This is a genomic window from Exiguobacterium sp. s64, assembly GCF_018618035.1.
GTDB lineage: Bacteria > Bacillota > Bacilli > Exiguobacteriales > Exiguobacteriaceae > Exiguobacterium > Exiguobacterium mexicanum_A.
Window position 1 is genome coordinate 204,939 of the sequence record NZ_JACSLH010000003.1, and the last position, 14,857, is coordinate 219,795.

Consider the following 14,857-nt stretch of genomic DNA (forward strand, 5'->3'; position numbering starts at 1 on the left):
TCAAATGAATATGCCGAAGAAGTTACACACGCCGAAACGGTTCGGGCTCCTCCTCGCAGGGGCGCTCGTCCTGCTCGTCGTCTGTATGCTCGCTTCGCTTGCTTTCGGCTCACGGACAGTCGGATGGGATGAACTGCTTGACGGTTTATTCCGTCCGGCTGTTCAGTCGTATGAAGCGGACATCGTCCGGCAGCGGGTCGTTCGGACGGTGTTCAGCTTCATGTGCGGGGCGGCACTCGGTGTCTCAGGCGCATTGATGCAGTCGGTGACGCGCAACCCGATCGCCGACCCGAGCATTCTCGGAGTCAACACAGGAGCGGCGCTGTTCGTCGTCGTCGGGATTGCCTTCTTCAACATCTCGACCGCGAGCGACTATATCTGGTTCGCGCTCGCCGGGGCGCTCTTGACGGCGGCGTTCGTGTTCGGCATTGGGTCGCTCGGTCGGGGCGGTTCGACGCCACTCAAACTCGTCTTGGCCGGCGCGGCGACGAGTGCGGCGTTGTCGTCACTCGTCATGGCCATCATGATTCCGCGCTCGAACGTCATGGACCAGTTCCGGTTCTGGCAAGTCGGTAGCGTAGGGGCCGGGACGATGGATTCGATTATGACGTTCCTGCCGTTCTTTATCGGCGGTATCGTCATCGCCATCTTGGCGGCACCGTCCCTCAACATCTTGGCGCTCGGGGAAGAGCTCGCCACGGGTCTCGGTGTCCGCATCGGCACGTTGAAAGGGATCGCCTCGTTCGCAGGTGTCATCTTGTGCGGGGCGGCGACGGCACTGGCTGGACCGATCGGTTTTATCGGTTTACTCGCGCCGCACCTCGTCCGCTTGGTCATCGGAGCAGATGAACGGTATATCATCCCGATGTCGGCACTCACCGGCGCGATTTTATTGACGTTTGCTGACGTGGCAGGACGGTTGCTCGGTAGTCCCGGGGAACTCGAAGTCGGAATCGTCACGGCGTTCGTCGGAGCCCCGATTTTGATCGTCTTGACGATGAAAGTGAAGGTGCGTGGCGTATGACGAACCAATCGATTCAACCCATCATCCATAACAGTCGCAAGCGTCGGCAACGGACCGTCTTCGTGACGCTCGTCTTGTTCGCGCTGGCCCTAACGTTGAGCGCGACGATGCTCATGCTCGGCAACACGATTTATCCGGTCGCGGACGTCGTCCGTGTCTTGTTCGGGGAACAAGTACCGGGCGCCTCGTTCGCCGTCGGCACGATCCGTCTGCCGCGCATGCTCGCCGGCGTCTTCGCCGGACTCGCGTTCGGGATCGCCGGGACGGTGTTCCAGACGATGCTTCGTAACCCGCTCGCCAACCCGAACGTCATCGGCATCACGACCGGTTCGAGTGCGGCAGCCGTGTTCGGCATCGTCGTCTTACAGGCGAGCGATACGTTCGTCTCCATCATCTCGATCATCGGCGGGCTGTTGACCGTCCTCACCATCTACTTCTTGTCGAAAGGCGCCGCCTTCTCGATCGGCCGGCTCGTCTTAGTCGGCATCGGGATTCAAGCGATGCTGACGGCGGTCATCAACTATCTGCTGCTCATCAGCCGCCAAAACGATGTCGGGACGGCGATGCGCTGGTTGAGCGGTAGCTTGAACGGGGTGAAGATGGAGACGCTCCCGCCGCTCATGATTGCGGTCGCGCTCTGCCTCCCGGTCATCCTTCGGCTCAGCCGACAGCTCCAGATTTTAGAGCTCGGGGAGATGACGGCGACGTCGCTTGGCGTTAAGACAAACCAGACGCGCGTGCTGCTCATTGTCGCCTCGGTGCTCATGCTGGCGCTCGCGACGGCGACGACCGGACCGATTGCCTTCGTCGCGTTCCTCGCGGGGCCGATTGCGAAGCGGCTCGTCGGGGATGGACGTTCGACCATCATCCCGGCGGCACTCGTCGGGGTCATCTTGGTGCTCGCGGCCGATCTCATCGGTCAGTTCGCCTTCACGGCCCGCTACCCGGTCGGTGTCATCACCGGCATGGTCGGGGCGCCGTATTTGATTTATCTCTTGATCCGGATGAACCGGAGAGGGGAGCTATAACGAGAAATGAGCCATATCCGGCGTCGGATGTGGCTCATTTTTTTGATTAGTAGGCGGTCCAACCGCCGTCGATGGCGACGACTTGACCGTTGATGAAACTCGATTCGTCCGAGCCGAGGAAGAGGGCGAGCTGAGCAATCTCTTCTGGTTGTCCGATGCGTGGGTTGATGGCCATCCCAAGTTGCTGGCGACCGAACCCGGCCTGGCTCATGTTCGTCATCGTCGAGCCGATGTTCGTCGCGACCGCGCCCGGCGCGATCCCGTTACAACGGATGTTTTGGTCGGCATACATGAACGCCGTGTTCTTCGTCAATCCGACGACAGCGTGTTTCGACGCCGTATAGGCCGCACCGGCTCGAGCCCCATACAAGCCCCCGGCCGAGATGTTGTTGACGATGACGCCGTGCCCTTGCTTCGTGAACAAGTCGACGGCGATGCGCATCGATTTCATGACCGACACCGTGTTGACGGCAAAGATTTTCTCCCAACGGTCGTTCGAGATCTCACCGACTGGCTCCATCCCGTCCATGATGCCGGCGTTGTTGACGAGGATGTCGACTTGACCGAACGTCTTCATCGTCTCGTCGAACAACTGCTGCAACGCTTCTTCGGACGTGACGTCCGTCTGGATCGCGAACGCCTCGCCCGAAATCCCCTCGACGACGGCCTGCGCTCCGTCGAGATTCATATCCGAGACGACGACGCGGGCTCCTTCCTTCGCATATAGTTCCGCGATTGCTTTCCCCATTCCTGATGCTGCTCCTGTGACAATCGCCACTTTCCCCGATAACCGCATGACTGACTCCTCCTTTTATTGTACATGTGTTCAATAACTATTATAATGAACGTTAGAAAACGCTTACAATCATCAAAAAATGAAGAATTGTTGAGTAATCAACACTTTAGGCCATAACTGTTGAGAGGAATGTGCGAATCATGAAGCCCGACTTGCGTGTTATCAAAACAAAACGAGCGCTCCATGAGGCGCTCGTCGAATTATTGAAGAATCGGCGACTCGAACAAGTGACGATTTCGGAACTTTGTCGTGTGGCAAATGTCAATCGGGGCACGTTTTATTTGCACTATGCCCGGGTCGAGGACGTATTCGAGGAGTACTTCCAAGAGATCACCGCCGACCTCGCCAAGTCGTATGAGGAGCCGTATCGTCATGTGAAGCTGCTCAATCCGCGTGAGCTCGAACCGTCGACGATTCGCATCTTTCACCACGTCCAGACGTACGTTGACTTCTATCGCATCGTCTTCTCGAAAAACGTGCCGCTCGCGTACTATTACATGTTGTTCGACGAGGTGCGCAAGTTGCTCCTCCGCGACACGGCGGCACACAAGCAAGATGAGATTGACCATGAGTTGTTCTGTTCGTATCAAGCGAACGCTATCGTCGGGATGATCATCCATTGGGCCGAACGTGATTTTACAGTTGAACCGAATGAGATGAACGAACAGCTGGCAAGAATTTTGCGACTAAAGTGAAAGCGTCATCAAAAAGTCGTTGACGTGGTGATAGGTGGCGGTGTATGCTAAGAATCCTGCCCAAAAAAGAGAGGCCGGGAACTGGCATCAGTTCATTTCGAGTCAGAGAGGACAATGATCCCATGAACCAACAACAATTAGTCGAGCGTGCCCGCCAATTGAAAGAGAACGCCTACTCGCCGTATTCAAACTTCCGCGTCGGAGCGGCGCTTCTTATGAAGGACGGAACGGTCATCGACGGCGTCAACGTCGAGAACGTCTCGTTCGGTGCGACGAACTGTGCCGAGCGCACGGCCATCTTCACAGCGGTCGCGCAAGGTTATAAAAAAGGCGACTTCGAAGCCGTCGCGGTGTCAGGTGACACGGTCGACTTCTTGCCGCCATGCAGCATCTGCCGCCAAGTGCTCGTCGAGTTCGGCGACCCGGACTTCAAAGTGTTGCTCACGAACGGCAACGCCGACGTGAAAGAAGTGACGTTGGAAGAGCTCGTCCCGTTTGCATTTACGGAACTCGAAATGTAAGCAAAAACGCTGAGTTGCGCGACTCAGCGTTTTCTTATTCATTCGGTTCCCACGGATTGAAAAAGTTGTACGGGGGATGTACCCCTTCTAACGTCCGGAACTCATAATTGCGTTCTTTCGCATAGCGGATAATCGTATCGAGCGCTTTCGGTGTCATCGAGTGATCGTGCGCCAGGATGATGGAAGCAATATTCATCTCGTAATTCGCCTCGAGCCGATTGAACACACGCTGCTCGATCGGGTCGTTGTCTTTCTTATAAATATGATCGAGACTGCCGACGTTCCAATCCCAAATCTCAAAACCAGCCTCATCCATAGCTTGCCAGTGCGCAGGCGTCATGCCTGCGTCACTACCGTAAATCGTGCGAGCCATATTCGTATGAATGCCGGTCACTTCATAAATGAGACGTTGCACGTCCTTCATTTGACGCACGGCCGTCATCGGCGACGCGTAAAACTCCTCGCGCACGTGTGTCATCCCATGCAAGGCGATCAGATGGCCTTCAGCGACGATGCGTCGGATGAGGTGCTCATTTCCCTTGATATTTTTCCCAAGGATGAAGAAGGTCGCCTTCACCCGATGCTTCTTCAAGACGTCAAGCAACGCGCCCGTCTTCCGATTCGGCCCGTCATCGAGCGTCAAATAGATGAGACTGCGGTCGTTATAGGCTTTCGGTTTCGGGATCGCCGCCTGAGACAGGGAGCTGATCAACAAAAAAATCGACATGAGCAAAATGACGCGTTTCTTCATCTTAACAAAACTCCCTCGAGGCAAAAAACGGGTGACATGGCATCGGTATGAAGCATAGAATACCACAAACAGGAGTCAAAGATGAAGCTAAAAATGCCCCTGACGTGGAAGGTCAGGGGCATCGTTTCGTTAGCGTGAAATCGTCTCGCCGTCTTCAAGAACGATGAGGCGATCGGCGAAGCTGTGTGATGCCGCATAGGCGCGTAAGTCGGGACGCGACAGCTTCCAATGATTGACCGCTTCCATGTGGACCGCGATAATCGTCGCCGACGGGGCAGCCTCGTGAACATGGCGGACGTCCTCTTCGTTCATGACGAGCGACCCGCCTTCGACGAATTGGTTGTCCCCGGCGTTGACGACGATGACTGCTGGTTGATGCGCTTGAATCGTCTTGGCGACTTCGTCATACCAAACCGTGTCCCCGGCGACATAGAGCGTCTGTTCCGTAGGGTGGGTGAAGACGACACCGCACACGAGACCGGCCATTTCTAAAATCGGACCGCGCCCGTGCTCCCCGGCTGTCTTCGTGAGTCTGATTCCTTCGAATGCTGTCGTGTCGCTCAACACGGTCACGTTCGTGAAGCCGTCGCCTTCGATGACAGTCAAATCGTCCTCGTTTTGCACGAACAGCGGGATCGCTTTCGGAAGAACTTGTTTCGCGACCTCGTCGTAGTGGTCGAGATGCAGGTGGGTCAAGATGACGGCGTCGATGCCTGTCAGAATGTCATCGATCGCGATTGGCAGGTCGGCCAATGGATTAGCGTCTTGCCGTTCCGAGTTCGGGAACGGGGGATAGGCGCCTTTTTCCCCGAGGAACGGATCGATGAGGAACGTTTTCCCGGCGTATTCAACGCGGAGTGTGGCATTACGGATCAGTTGCACGTGCATAGAAAAATCTCTCCTTTTAACTATAATGTATGTACAGTCTAACAAGCAGCCGTCTTTTCATACATAACACGAATCAAGTGTTTGGACGGATTGGCTTGAATCGTGAAAGGAGCCACCTATGCTCGATCCAACAGACCGCCTCATCATCGAGGCGCTACAGGCGAACAGCCGGATAACGATGAAAGAACTCGGGGCACACGTGCACTTGACCGGGCAGGCGACGGCGACGCGCGTCAAGAAGCTCGAAGACCTCGGTATCATCGAAGGGTATACGATTCGCGTGAACGAGGACAAGCTCGGGTTACCGGTCCACGCGATGATCACCATCTTTACGTCGAGCACGTTTCACGACCCGTATCTCATGTTCCTCGAGGAGCACCGGCCGTACGTCCGCAATAACTACAAGGTGAGCGGGGACGGCTGTTACGTCTTGGAGTGCCGATTCCCGTCGAACCAAGAACTGAACGCCTTTTTGGACGGGCTCAGCAAGTTCGTCAATTATAAGTTGTCGATTGTCATTAACTGACGAAGGACCTGTGAATCGTTTGATTCACAGGTCCTTTTTAATGTCTTCGTCCGGCGCGGATGATGAAGCGGTATTCTTCACTCTTGAAATACGTTTCTGTGAACTCAAACCGACTGCCATCCATAAGAAACGAATAGAGTTCGACTTTGAGTACGGGCGTTCGTTCACTCACTCCGAGCATCTCGGCAATCTCTTTTGTCGGGAGCACCGGGATGAACTCTTGGACGCTGTCCGCAATCTTGAACTGTTTGATTTCTTCGATATAAGCGTACTTCGATTGCGACATCACTTCGTACGTCAAGTCGGGGAACAGCTTTAGCGGCAAGTATGTGTCCTCGACGATGAGCGGTTCGCCGTCTGCGAATCGTTGGCGCCTCACGTAGAAGACGAGCTCGCCATCTTCGAGTTCGAGTGCCTCTCGCACTTTCTCACTCGGTGGCTGCAACGTGAAGGTGAGTACTTTGTTCGTCACTTCTTTCCCTTCTCGTTTCATGTCTTCCGTGAAGCTTTTTAATTCGTACATGTTGTGTTCAATTTTTTCGGACTGGACGTATGTGCCGCTGCCCTGTCGTTTCCATAAGAGACCTTCCTCTTGGAGTAATTTGACCGCCTGCCGGACAGTCACTCGACTGACGCTAAACTCTTCGACGAGTTGAGCCTCGGTCGGGATCGCCTCACCGGGCGCCCACGTGCCGGACTCGATAAACGTGCGCATTTTGTGGGCGACTTGTTGGTAGAGCGGTGATTTTGCTTTCATGACTGACCCTCCGATTTCGACCTAAATTCATACTTCTAGTATACACAAAGTAAAATGTTTTCAAAAATATTGTTGACGTTTAAAATAATATGTATTAAATTTGTATTGTAATCAATTAAATATGTATTCGAAAGGGGAACGCACACATGAAACAAGGACAACGCCTCGTCGTCGTCGGTGGCGGCAGCACGTACACAATCGGTATGATTATGAGCTTGATCGAAGAGAAGGGTCACTTCCCACTACGTTCCATCACGTTTTACGATACGGATGGTGAGCGCCAGGAGCGTGTCGCCAAAGCGACTGAAATCATCTTGCGTGAGCATTACCCAGAGCTCGAGCTGTTCGAGTATACGACGGACAAAGAATACGCCTTCCGCGACAAGGACTTCTTCTTCGTTCAAATTCGAACGGGCGGCCTGGAAATGCGCGAGAAAGATGAACAGATTCCGCTCCGTCACGGCGTGGTTGGACAAGAGACGTGTGGACCGGGCGGGATGTCGTACGGGATGCGGTCGATCGGGGACATGATTGATCTCGTCGCAGACATCCGCCAAGGCTCACCGGACGGTTGGATCTTAAATTATACGAACCCGGCCGCAATCGTCGCCGAGGCGTTGAAGCGTGCCTACCCGAATGACAAAAAGATTTTGAATATCTGTGATATGCCGGCCGCAATCATGGTGAGCTACGCGAAGATTCTCGGCAAAGAGGTTTGGGATCTCGTGCCGGAATACTTCGGCCTCAACCACTTCGGTTGGTTCACAGGCATCTATGACAAAGAAGGCAATGAGTTGACGGAAGACATCAAGCGCGCCATCTTAGAGGACGGGTTCATCCCAGAAGACTCAGAGATCGCAAACGATCCATCTTGGATCAAGACGTTCAAGCAAGTCGAGAAGATGCTCACCGACTTCCCGGAATATTTGCCAAACACGTATCTTCAGTATTATTTGTATCCGTCCGACATGGCGGAGAAGGAAGACGTAGAGAACACGCGGGCCCGTCAAGTCATCAACGGCCGCCAGCAACGGGTCTTCTCGATGTGTGATCAAATCATCGCTGACGACTCACTTGAGAACGTGCATCTTGAAGTCGACATCCACGGTTGCTACATGATTCGCGTCGCAGCGTCACTCGCCTACAACAATGGCGACATCTTCATCGTCATGGTGAAGAACGACGGCATCATCGCTAACTTGCCGGATGATGCGATGGTCGAAGTGCCGGCGATGCTCACGAACCGTGGACCGAAGCCGTTCGCTGTCGGACACATTCCTCGCTTCTACAAAGGGATGATTGAAGGACAGCTCGCCTACGAACAGCTCGTCGTCGACGCCTATTTCGAGAACAACTATGAAAAGGCACTCCAGGCACTCACGCTCAACCGGACCGTCGTCGATGCGCCGGTCGCCCGTCAAATCCTTGACGATTTGATTAACGAGAACGAAAACTATTGGCCGGCCCTCAAACAACGGGAGACGGTCGCACGCTAAAGACGAAGGGGAGTTATTCCCCTTTGTTCGTTTTGTGAATTGATAACGCTTACACATGAGGAGTGACTCAAATGAGTCAATAGTTCGGGGTATTTCAAAAATTCGGGAAGGCGCTCATGGTACCAGTCGCGCTCTTGCCGGCGGCCGGTGTTTTACTTGGTCTCGGCGCGGCGCTAACAGGTCCGCTTGCAGAAAGTTGGACGTTTTTACAGAACGGGACGGTCGAAGCGATCAGTGCCGGGATGCTTCAAATCGGGTTGAGTATCTTTGCCAACTTGCCAATCATCTTTGCGATTGGCGTCGCGGTTGGTCTGTCCGGCGGGTCGGGAATTGCGGCACTTGCCATTCAAGAGGCGCTCGGTGGCCGTGACAATATCATCGACATCGATGCCTGTTTCACACGTCTCCGTGTTGAATTGAAAGACGTGTCCCAAATCGATGAGGACGAGTTGAAGGCACTCAGGGCAGCCGGGGTCGTGAAAGTGAAAAACAACATTCAGTCCATCTTTGGGGGACGCCCGGATTTGTACAAGAATGAGTTGCTCAAACTGCATAAAGAGATGGACCAAGCGAATTGAAAAAAGAGCTCAACCGATTTACGGTTGGGCTCTTTGTCCGAGATGAGAAGGTTAGTTCGTAACCGACGAGGCACGATAAAATTGAGCGCCTTTGATGAGTGTCGAAGCGACGAGACCGATAGCGAGCGGCAGCGTGATGACGCCAATCCCTTGCTCGGTGACGATCAAGTTGCCTTCCTCATAATAGCCTTTCAAGTAGAACAGGCCAGAACCAATCGTCTCGTTTAGCTTGAGCGTCGAGACGTTGAGGTACACCATGATAGCGAACAATGAGATGACACTGATTGAGACAAATAATTTTGAAAACGATAACTTGGTCATGCGAACGCTCCTTTTTATGTAGCAATATGGACTCGTATTTCCATATAAAGACAATTCTCACATGAGGCCAAAGCATCGATTTAATCACCGATACAGGTCCCACAACCGCTCCGCTTGCTCCCGCATCATTTCCCGCAGTTCAATCGGCTCGACGACCTTGACTTCCGCCCCGGCCGCGAGTAATTGCCGCGACAAGAACGAGAGCTCGGCTTTCGGCACGTCCCACTCATTCTTTTCGCTGATATCGGGTAATACGTCTTCAAGCAGACGGCGGCCGAGCGGGGTGAGCTTGAGCCGAACGGTCACACCGCTTCGTTCGTCACTCGCCTCGAGGAGCGTCGCCAAGTCGTCCGCTTCGAACGTCTCATCGAGCAGGCGCATCGCTTCAATCCGGTCGATGCGATATTGGCGCAGGCCGTACTCCGAGAGACCGAATACGTACCATTTCATATCGAGAAGCGCCATCCCGACCGGCGCGACAGTGAACGTGCGGCTGCCTTTCGTCGTGGCGTATGTCATCTCGATGTTCCGTCGTTGATCGACGGCACGATAGATGTCTTTCGTGAACGGCGCCGATGGGACGGTCTTGTTCCCGAGCCAGAGGATGTTCTTTTCGAGCCGACCGATTTTCGTCTCGAGGTCGTGCGGCAATTCGTTCACGTACCAGTCGGACAACGTGTCCCGCATGTCCCCGAACGGCACGTCCGGGATCTGTTCCATCCATTTGAGGGTGAGGTAGAGCGCGACCGCTTCTTGTTCCCGGAGATGGAGCGGTGGCAAGAGCCGGTTCGGCAACATCTCATAACCGCCGCCCGTGCCGGGGACGCTCCAAATCGGATAGCCGAGTTCTTCGAGCGTCAACATGTCGCGCTGAATCGTCCGGACCGAGGCACCTGTCTCAGTGGATAGCTCGTCCGCCGTGAACCGGCGCCCGCGATTCAACAATCGAATCAAGTGAAGATGTCGTTTTTTCATCTTATCCATTCCCGTCATGTTTTGTCGTGTTTGTCGAGTAAGCTGAATGTATCACGAATCACGGAGGAATTCATTATGGCAAACGTCGTCTTATATATCGCGACGAGTTTAGATGGAAAGATTGCCCGCCCGAACGACCAACTCGATTGGTTGTTCGCGGTCGAGGGGGAGGGGGACAACGGCTACGCCGACTTCTTTCAGAGGGTCGGTGCCGTCATCATGGGGCGGAAGACGTACGAGGAAGTGCTCGTGCTTGAGCCGGACGGTTATCCGTATGACAAGATTCCGAACTACATTTTGACACGCAGCCCGGACCGAGAAGCCGAGCACGTCACATTCACGGATGAGCCGATCGAGCAGCTCGTCAAACGGTTGAAGCAAGACATCGACGGAGACATTTGGATCGTCGGAGGAGGCGAGGTCATCAAGGCGGCGATGGAGCACGACTTGATCGACAGCTATGAGATTGCTATCGCCCCGGTCGTATTAGGCGAAGGGATTCCGCTCTTCCCGGAAGGCACGAAAGAGACGAAGTTGAGACTGACGAGCCAACGCGCGTCCGGACAGTTCGTCATGGTGACGTACGAGCGATAAACGAAGGGCCGAGTTCACGATGAACTCGGCCTCTTCTTATACATGCTTCCGCTGAAACGCGGCAATCGCTTCGTACTCTTCTGCGAGATGGCGGGAGAGCCGGATATAAATCGGCAGCAGCTCCCGGTAAATCGTGGTCGCTTCATGATTGGGTGCATGTTCATGCGTCACTTGCGGCACGGCCGTGAAGTCGTCGATATCGCCGAACGCATACTCTCCGAGCATGACCGCCCCAAGACATGAGCTTTCATGGCTCTCCGGCACGACGACCGGCGTATCGAAGATGTCGGCCATCATCTGGCGCCACAGGCTCGACTGGGCGAACCCGCCCGTCGCGTGAATCCGATTCGGTGCGCCCGTCAATTCGTCGAGCGCCAGCATGACCGTATACAAGTTGAAGATGACACCTTCTAACACTGAGCGGATGAAGTGCTCGCGCTTGTGGTGGATGCTGAGGCCGAAGAACGAACCACGTGCGTTCGAGTCCCAGAGCGGGGCCCGTTCACCCATCAAGTACGGATGGAACAACAAACCGTCCGAGCCCGGTTTGACCGTCTCGGCGATGCGTGTCAACACGTCATAGGCGTCCATACCGAGCCGTTTCGCTGTCTCGACCTCGCTCGCCGCGAACTCGTCGCGGAGCCAGCGTAGGATGATGCCGCCGTTATTGACCGGTCCGCCGATGACCCAATGCTTGTCGGTCAAGGCATAGCAGAAGATGCGTCCTTTCGGGTCCTCGACCGGTTCCCGGACGACCGTGCGGATGGCACCGCTCGTGCCGATCGTGACGGCGACGACACCTGGTTCGAACGCCCCGACCCCGAGATTGGATAACACACCGTCACTCGCCCCGATGACGAGCGGGAAATCCCAGCCGAGTGTCTCAACAACATCCGATTTAAGCGTCAAAATCTCCGTCGTCGGTACGAGCTCGGACAGTTGCTCGGGCGTTACTCCGGCGACGTCGAGCGCCTCCGCATCCCAGTCAGAGTTCTTCAAGTTGAACAGCCCGGTCGCCGATGCGATCGAGTGGTCGATGACGAAGCGACCGGTCAGGCGATAGAAGATGTACTCTTTAATCGAGACGAACTTGGCCGCCTGGTTGAACACGTCCGGGTGCTCGGCTTTCAACCAACGCAGTTTCGACAGCGGCGCCATCGGATGGACCGGTGTGCCGGTACGAATATGGAGCGCGCTCGCATCGAAGTCGCGTTTGATTTCTTGCGTATACGGGTTGGCCCGGCTGTCGGCCCAGGTGATGCTGTGGGTGAGCGGGCGACCTGACGTATCGAGCGCGATCAGGCTGTGCATCGCCGAACTGAATGAGGCGAAGCGGACCGGACCATCGGCTTTGGCGCGGACGGCGGAGATCGCCTCTAGCACGGCCCCGTAGATGACGACCGGGTCTTGCTCGGCCGTCTCCGTGTCGGGGGTGAGGAGAGGGTACAACACGTTATGTACCGCGAGTTGTTGCTGGTTATGGAACAGGACGGCTTTCGTGCTCGTCGTCCCGATATCGACGCCAATCGTGTACACACACATCACTTCCTAACTTAAATAATGAACAAGCTGATCAAGAAGACGACCGCGAAGCCGGTCAATCCGATAATCGTTTCCATGACGGTCCACGACTTAAGCGTGTCTTTCACGTCAAGCCCGAAGTAGCGGTTGACGAGCCAGAACCCTGAGTCGTTGACGTGAGACAACACCGTCGCACCAGAGGCGATCGCGATGACGATGAGGCCGAGCGCGGCACCGGTGATATTCTGGATTTCGAGAAGCGGCGTGATGAGTCCTGCCGCCGTGACCATCGAGACGGTCGCCGAACCTTGGGCGACACGGACGACGGTCGCGATCAAGAAGGCGAGCACGATCGCCGGCAGCGGTGACCCGGCCATCATTTCCCCGAGCACATCACCGACACCTGAGTCGATCAACACTTGTTTGAACACGCCACCGGCACCGGTGACGAGAATGATGATCCCGGCCGGTTCGAGCGCTTTCGTCGCAATCTCTTGCACTTCGTCACGCGTATAGCCGCGGCGTGTGCCGAGGAAGATGAACGTGAGCAACGTCGCGAGCGTCAAGGCGACGAACGGGTGACCCATGAACGTGAAGAACGTGCGGATACTGTTGCCTTCTTCTAATAAGACGGCAGACAACGTGTTCGCGAGGATCAACACGAGCGGGATCGAGATGAGCGAGACGATCATCTTGAAGCTAGGCAGCTCTTTCGACGTGTCGATCTCTTCGAATTCCATATAGTCCGGAATGTTGACTTGAATCTTGTTCGCGATATATTTTCCGAAAACCGGACCCGCTAAAATCGCGGCCGGAATCCCGGCGATGACCCCAAACAAGATGACCCAGCCGAGCTCGGCGCCGATCAAGTTGGCGACGGCGATCGGACCTGGCGTCGGTGGGATGAAGCTGTGCGTGACAGCGAGACCTGCAAGCAGCGGGATCCCGTAGTAGAGGAGCGAGCGGCCCGTCTTTTTGGCGAGACCGTAGACGATTGGCACGAGAATGATGAAACCGACGTCGAAGAAGACCGGCACGGCGACGATGAAGCCGGTGATGGCGAGCGCCCATTGCGCCTTGTCCTCGCCGAACTTGTTGACGAGCGTCTGGGCGAGGCGTTCCGCTCCACCCGATACTTCTAACATCTTCCCGAACATGGCCCCGAGACCGACGACGACGGCGACGAAGCCGAGCGTGCCGCCCATCCCGTTCTGAATCGAGGCGATGACGTCCCCGAGCGGCATGCCGGCCGCGATCCCGACGAGTAGACTGACGAGGAGAAGCGAGACGAACGCGTGAAGCTTCGTCCGCATGACCAAGAATAAGAGCAAGAAAATCCCTGCGACCGCAATTAAAATGAGTGTCGAACCCGACATATGTATTTCCCCCTTTACCGTATGTGTAACCGTTTACAAATATTACCAAAGAAAAAGGCCACCCCTGACCTTTTCCTTGCGGTTATTTCTTGACGACCGCGTGGCCCCCGAACTCGTTACGGAGCGCCGCGACGACTTTCCCCGAGAACGTGTCTTCCTCGAGTGAGCGATAGCGCATCATAAGTGACATGGCGATGACCGGGGCCGCCGCCTGCAACTCGAGCGCCGTCTCGACCGTCCATTTTCCTTCCCCTGAGGAATGCATGACGCCGCGGATGTCATCGAGTTTCGCGTCTTTCGAGAACGCGTTTTCCGTCAACTCCATGAGCCATGAGCGGACGACTGATCCGTGGTTCCAGACGCGGGCGACTTGCTCGTAATCGTAATCGAACGGGCTCTTCTCCAAGATGTCGAACCCTTCGGCAATCGCCTGCATCATGCCATACTCGATACCGTTGTGGATCATCTTCAAGAAGTGGCCACTGCCGGCCGGTCCCGTATACAGGTAGCCATTCTCGACCGAGAGGTCTTTGAAGATCGGCTCGATCGTCGGCCAGGCGTCGGCGTCACCACCGACCATCGTGCAGGCCCCGTTGCGGGCACCTTCCGTGCCGCCGCTCGTCCCGCAGTCGAAGAAGGCGATGCCTTTGGCACTGAACTGTTCGGCGCGTGCGACCGACAGCTTGTAGTTCGAGTTGCCGCCATCGATGACGATGTCACCCGGTTCGAGTTTTTCAAGCAGTTCTGCCAGTACGGCCTCAGTGATGTCACCGGCCGGCACCATCGCCCAGACGACGCGTGGTGTCTCGAGCGAGTTGACGACGTCCTCAAGCGTCGGCACGATCTCAAACTTCGATGTCGCCTCGACGTTCCCGGCGTCCGTCCCGACGACGTTGTGACCGTGGTCGCTCAAGTTGAGCGCCAAGTTGTATCCCATCTTGCCTAATCCAATCAAACCGATTTGCATATCGTCACCTCTAAATCGAATTTTTTTCCATCTCTCCACTATA

General features: G+C 55.5%; 17 protein-coding genes. 8 read left to right on the top strand and 9 right to left on the bottom strand.

Going from position 1 to position 14,857, the window contains the following annotated elements; translation table 11 throughout:
• The first annotated feature begins 10 nt into the window (after nucleotides 1-10).
• Both KNP64_RS07045 and KNP64_RS07050 read left to right on the top strand, forming a co-directional pair.
• Nucleotides 11-1,024, top strand: a complete 1,014-nt coding sequence (locus tag KNP64_RS07045; protein WP_214792301.1) for a FecCD family ABC transporter permease — start codon at nucleotides 11-13, stop codon at nucleotides 1,022-1,024.
• On the top strand, nucleotides 1,021-2,052 hold the full coding sequence (locus KNP64_RS07050; protein WP_138858825.1) for a FecCD family ABC transporter permease: 1,032 nt from the start codon (nucleotides 1,021-1,023) through the stop codon (nucleotides 2,050-2,052). Before KNP64_RS07045 ends, KNP64_RS07050 begins: the two co-directional genes overlap by 4 nt.
• Nucleotides 2,053-2,098: 46 nt before the next feature.
• On the opposite strand, the gene KNP64_RS07055 is transcribed toward KNP64_RS07050, so the two are convergent.
• Nucleotides 2,099-2,848, bottom strand: coding sequence for an SDR family oxidoreductase (locus KNP64_RS07055; RefSeq protein WP_138858826.1), 750 nt, complete (start codon nucleotides 2,846-2,848; stop codon nucleotides 2,099-2,101).
• Between the two features lie 137 nt (nucleotides 2,849-2,985).
• Here KNP64_RS07055 and KNP64_RS07060 point away from each other — a divergent pair, with 137 nt between their 5' ends.
• Together KNP64_RS07060 and KNP64_RS07065 are read left to right on the top strand one after the other, a co-directional pair.
• A complete protein-coding gene (locus KNP64_RS07060; protein ID WP_214792474.1) occupies nucleotides 2,986-3,543 on the top strand; it encodes a TetR/AcrR family transcriptional regulator in 558 nt (185 codons plus the stop codon).
• 122 nt (nucleotides 3,544-3,665) lie between these two features.
• Nucleotides 3,666-4,064, top strand: a complete 399-nt coding sequence (locus KNP64_RS07065; protein WP_214720315.1) for a cytidine deaminase — start codon at nucleotides 3,666-3,668, stop codon at nucleotides 4,062-4,064.
• A gap of 34 nt (nucleotides 4,065-4,098) precedes the next feature.
• Here the strand turns inward: KNP64_RS07065 and KNP64_RS07070 are convergent, their stop codons facing one another.
• Both KNP64_RS07070 and KNP64_RS07075 read right to left on the bottom strand, forming a co-directional pair.
• Nucleotides 4,099-4,815 (bottom strand): polysaccharide deacetylase family protein, encoded by a 717-nt coding sequence (locus KNP64_RS07070; RefSeq protein WP_214792303.1) that lies wholly within the window; start codon nucleotides 4,813-4,815, stop codon nucleotides 4,099-4,101.
• 129 nt (nucleotides 4,816-4,944) lie between these two features.
• On the bottom strand, nucleotides 4,945-5,703 hold the full coding sequence (locus KNP64_RS07075; protein ID WP_214792305.1) for an MBL fold metallo-hydrolase: 759 nt from the start codon (nucleotides 5,701-5,703) through the stop codon (nucleotides 4,945-4,947).
• 118 nt (nucleotides 5,704-5,821) lie between these two features.
• Here KNP64_RS07075 and KNP64_RS07080 point away from each other — a divergent pair, with 118 nt between their 5' ends.
• The gene (locus KNP64_RS07080) at nucleotides 5,822-6,229 is read left to right on the top strand and encodes an Lrp/AsnC family transcriptional regulator (protein WP_214764308.1); all 408 of its coding nucleotides are present in this window, start codon (nucleotides 5,822-5,824) and stop codon (nucleotides 6,227-6,229) included.
• A gap of 37 nt (nucleotides 6,230-6,266) precedes the next feature.
• On the opposite strand, the gene KNP64_RS07085 is transcribed toward KNP64_RS07080, so the two are convergent.
• Nucleotides 6,267-6,986: a GntR family transcriptional regulator gene (locus KNP64_RS07085; RefSeq protein ID WP_214792307.1), complete on the bottom strand. Its 720-nt coding sequence runs from the start codon at nucleotides 6,984-6,986 to the stop codon at nucleotides 6,267-6,269.
• A 146-nt stretch (nucleotides 6,987-7,132) separates the two neighbouring features.
• On the opposite strand from KNP64_RS07085, the gene KNP64_RS07090 reads away from it, so the two are divergent.
• Nucleotides 7,133-8,482 carry a 6-phospho-alpha-glucosidase gene (locus tag KNP64_RS07090; RefSeq protein ID WP_214792309.1) on the top strand — a complete coding sequence of 450 codons (1,350 nt, stop codon included), beginning with the start codon at nucleotides 7,133-7,135 and terminating at the stop codon, nucleotides 8,480-8,482.
• Nucleotides 8,483-8,598: 116 nt separating this feature from the next.
• A complete protein-coding gene (locus KNP64_RS07095; RefSeq protein ID WP_214792311.1) occupies nucleotides 8,599-9,060 on the top strand; it encodes a PTS sugar transporter subunit IIB in 462 nt (153 codons plus the stop codon).
• Nucleotides 9,061-9,111: 51 nt separating this feature from the next.
• Here the strand turns inward: KNP64_RS07095 and KNP64_RS07100 are convergent, their stop codons facing one another.
• Nucleotides 9,112-9,381, bottom strand: coding sequence for a hypothetical protein (locus KNP64_RS07100; protein WP_214792313.1), 270 nt, complete (start codon nucleotides 9,379-9,381; stop codon nucleotides 9,112-9,114).
• Nucleotides 9,382-9,465: 84 nt separating this feature from the next.
• Nucleotides 9,466-10,356, bottom strand: a complete 891-nt coding sequence (locus KNP64_RS07105) for a helix-turn-helix transcriptional regulator (RefSeq protein WP_251126343.1) — start codon at nucleotides 10,354-10,356, stop codon at nucleotides 9,466-9,468.
• 75 nt (nucleotides 10,357-10,431) lie between these two features.
• On the opposite strand from KNP64_RS07105, the gene KNP64_RS07110 reads away from it, so the two are divergent.
• Nucleotides 10,432-10,950, top strand: a complete 519-nt coding sequence (locus KNP64_RS07110) for a dihydrofolate reductase family protein (protein WP_214792316.1) — start codon at nucleotides 10,432-10,434, stop codon at nucleotides 10,948-10,950.
• A gap of 36 nt (nucleotides 10,951-10,986) precedes the next feature.
• Here KNP64_RS07110 and gntK read toward each other — a convergent pair whose 3' ends face one another.
• The 3 genes from gntK to gnd all read right to left on the bottom strand — a co-directional run bounded on the left by gntK (nucleotide 10,987) and on the right by gnd (nucleotide 14,814).
• Entirely contained in the window at nucleotides 10,987-12,486 is a 1,500-nt protein-coding gene (gntK, locus tag KNP64_RS07115; RefSeq protein ID WP_371815297.1) for a gluconokinase, read from the bottom strand.
• A gap of 17 nt (nucleotides 12,487-12,503) precedes the next feature.
• Complete coding sequence (locus KNP64_RS07120) at nucleotides 12,504-13,847, bottom strand: GntT/GntP/DsdX family permease (RefSeq protein WP_214792320.1); 1,344 nt, start codon at nucleotides 13,845-13,847, stop codon at nucleotides 12,504-12,506.
• An 82-nt stretch (nucleotides 13,848-13,929) separates the two neighbouring features.
• Nucleotides 13,930-14,814 (bottom strand): phosphogluconate dehydrogenase (NAD(+)-dependent, decarboxylating), encoded by an 885-nt coding sequence (gnd, locus tag KNP64_RS07125; protein WP_138858836.1) that lies wholly within the window; start codon nucleotides 14,812-14,814, stop codon nucleotides 13,930-13,932.
• Nucleotides 14,815-14,857 lie beyond the last annotated feature (43 nt).

Coding starts and splice junctions, on each gene's coding strand:
- KNP64_RS07045 (WP_214792301.1), top strand. CDS start 11: ATGCCGAAGAAGTTACACACGCCGAAACGGTTCGGGCTCCTCCTCGCA.
- KNP64_RS07050 (WP_138858825.1), top strand. CDS start 1,021: ATGACGAACCAATCGATTCAACCCATCATCCATAACAGTCGCAAGCGT.
- KNP64_RS07055 (WP_138858826.1), bottom strand. CDS start 2,848: ATGCGGTTATCGGGGAAAGTGGCGATTGTCACAGGAGCAGCATCAGGA.
- KNP64_RS07065 (WP_214720315.1), top strand. CDS start 3,666: ATGAACCAACAACAATTAGTCGAGCGTGCCCGCCAATTGAAAGAGAAC.
- KNP64_RS07070 (WP_214792303.1), bottom strand. CDS start 4,815: ATGAAGAAACGCGTCATTTTGCTCATGTCGATTTTTTTGTTGATCAGC.
- KNP64_RS07075 (WP_214792305.1), bottom strand. CDS start 5,703: ATGCACGTGCAACTGATCCGTAATGCCACACTCCGCGTTGAATACGCC.
- KNP64_RS07080 (WP_214764308.1), top strand. CDS start 5,822: ATGCTCGATCCAACAGACCGCCTCATCATCGAGGCGCTACAGGCGAAC.
- KNP64_RS07085 (WP_214792307.1), bottom strand. CDS start 6,986: ATGAAAGCAAAATCACCGCTCTACCAACAAGTCGCCCACAAAATGCGC.
- KNP64_RS07090 (WP_214792309.1), top strand. CDS start 7,133: ATGAAACAAGGACAACGCCTCGTCGTCGTCGGTGGCGGCAGCACGTAC.
- KNP64_RS07095 (WP_214792311.1), top strand. CDS start 8,599: ATGGTACCAGTCGCGCTCTTGCCGGCGGCCGGTGTTTTACTTGGTCTC.
- KNP64_RS07100 (WP_214792313.1), bottom strand. CDS start 9,381: ATGACCAAGTTATCGTTTTCAAAATTATTTGTCTCAATCAGTGTCATC.
- KNP64_RS07105 (WP_251126343.1), bottom strand. CDS start 10,356: ATGAAAAAACGACATCTTCACTTGATTCGATTGTTGAATCGCGGGCGC.
- KNP64_RS07110 (WP_214792316.1), top strand. CDS start 10,432: ATGGCAAACGTCGTCTTATATATCGCGACGAGTTTAGATGGAAAGATT.
- KNP64_RS07120 (WP_214792320.1), bottom strand. CDS start 13,847: ATGTCGGGTTCGACACTCATTTTAATTGCGGTCGCAGGGATTTTCTTG.
- gnd (WP_138858836.1), bottom strand. CDS start 14,814: ATGCAAATCGGTTTGATTGGATTAGGCAAGATGGGATACAACTTGGCG.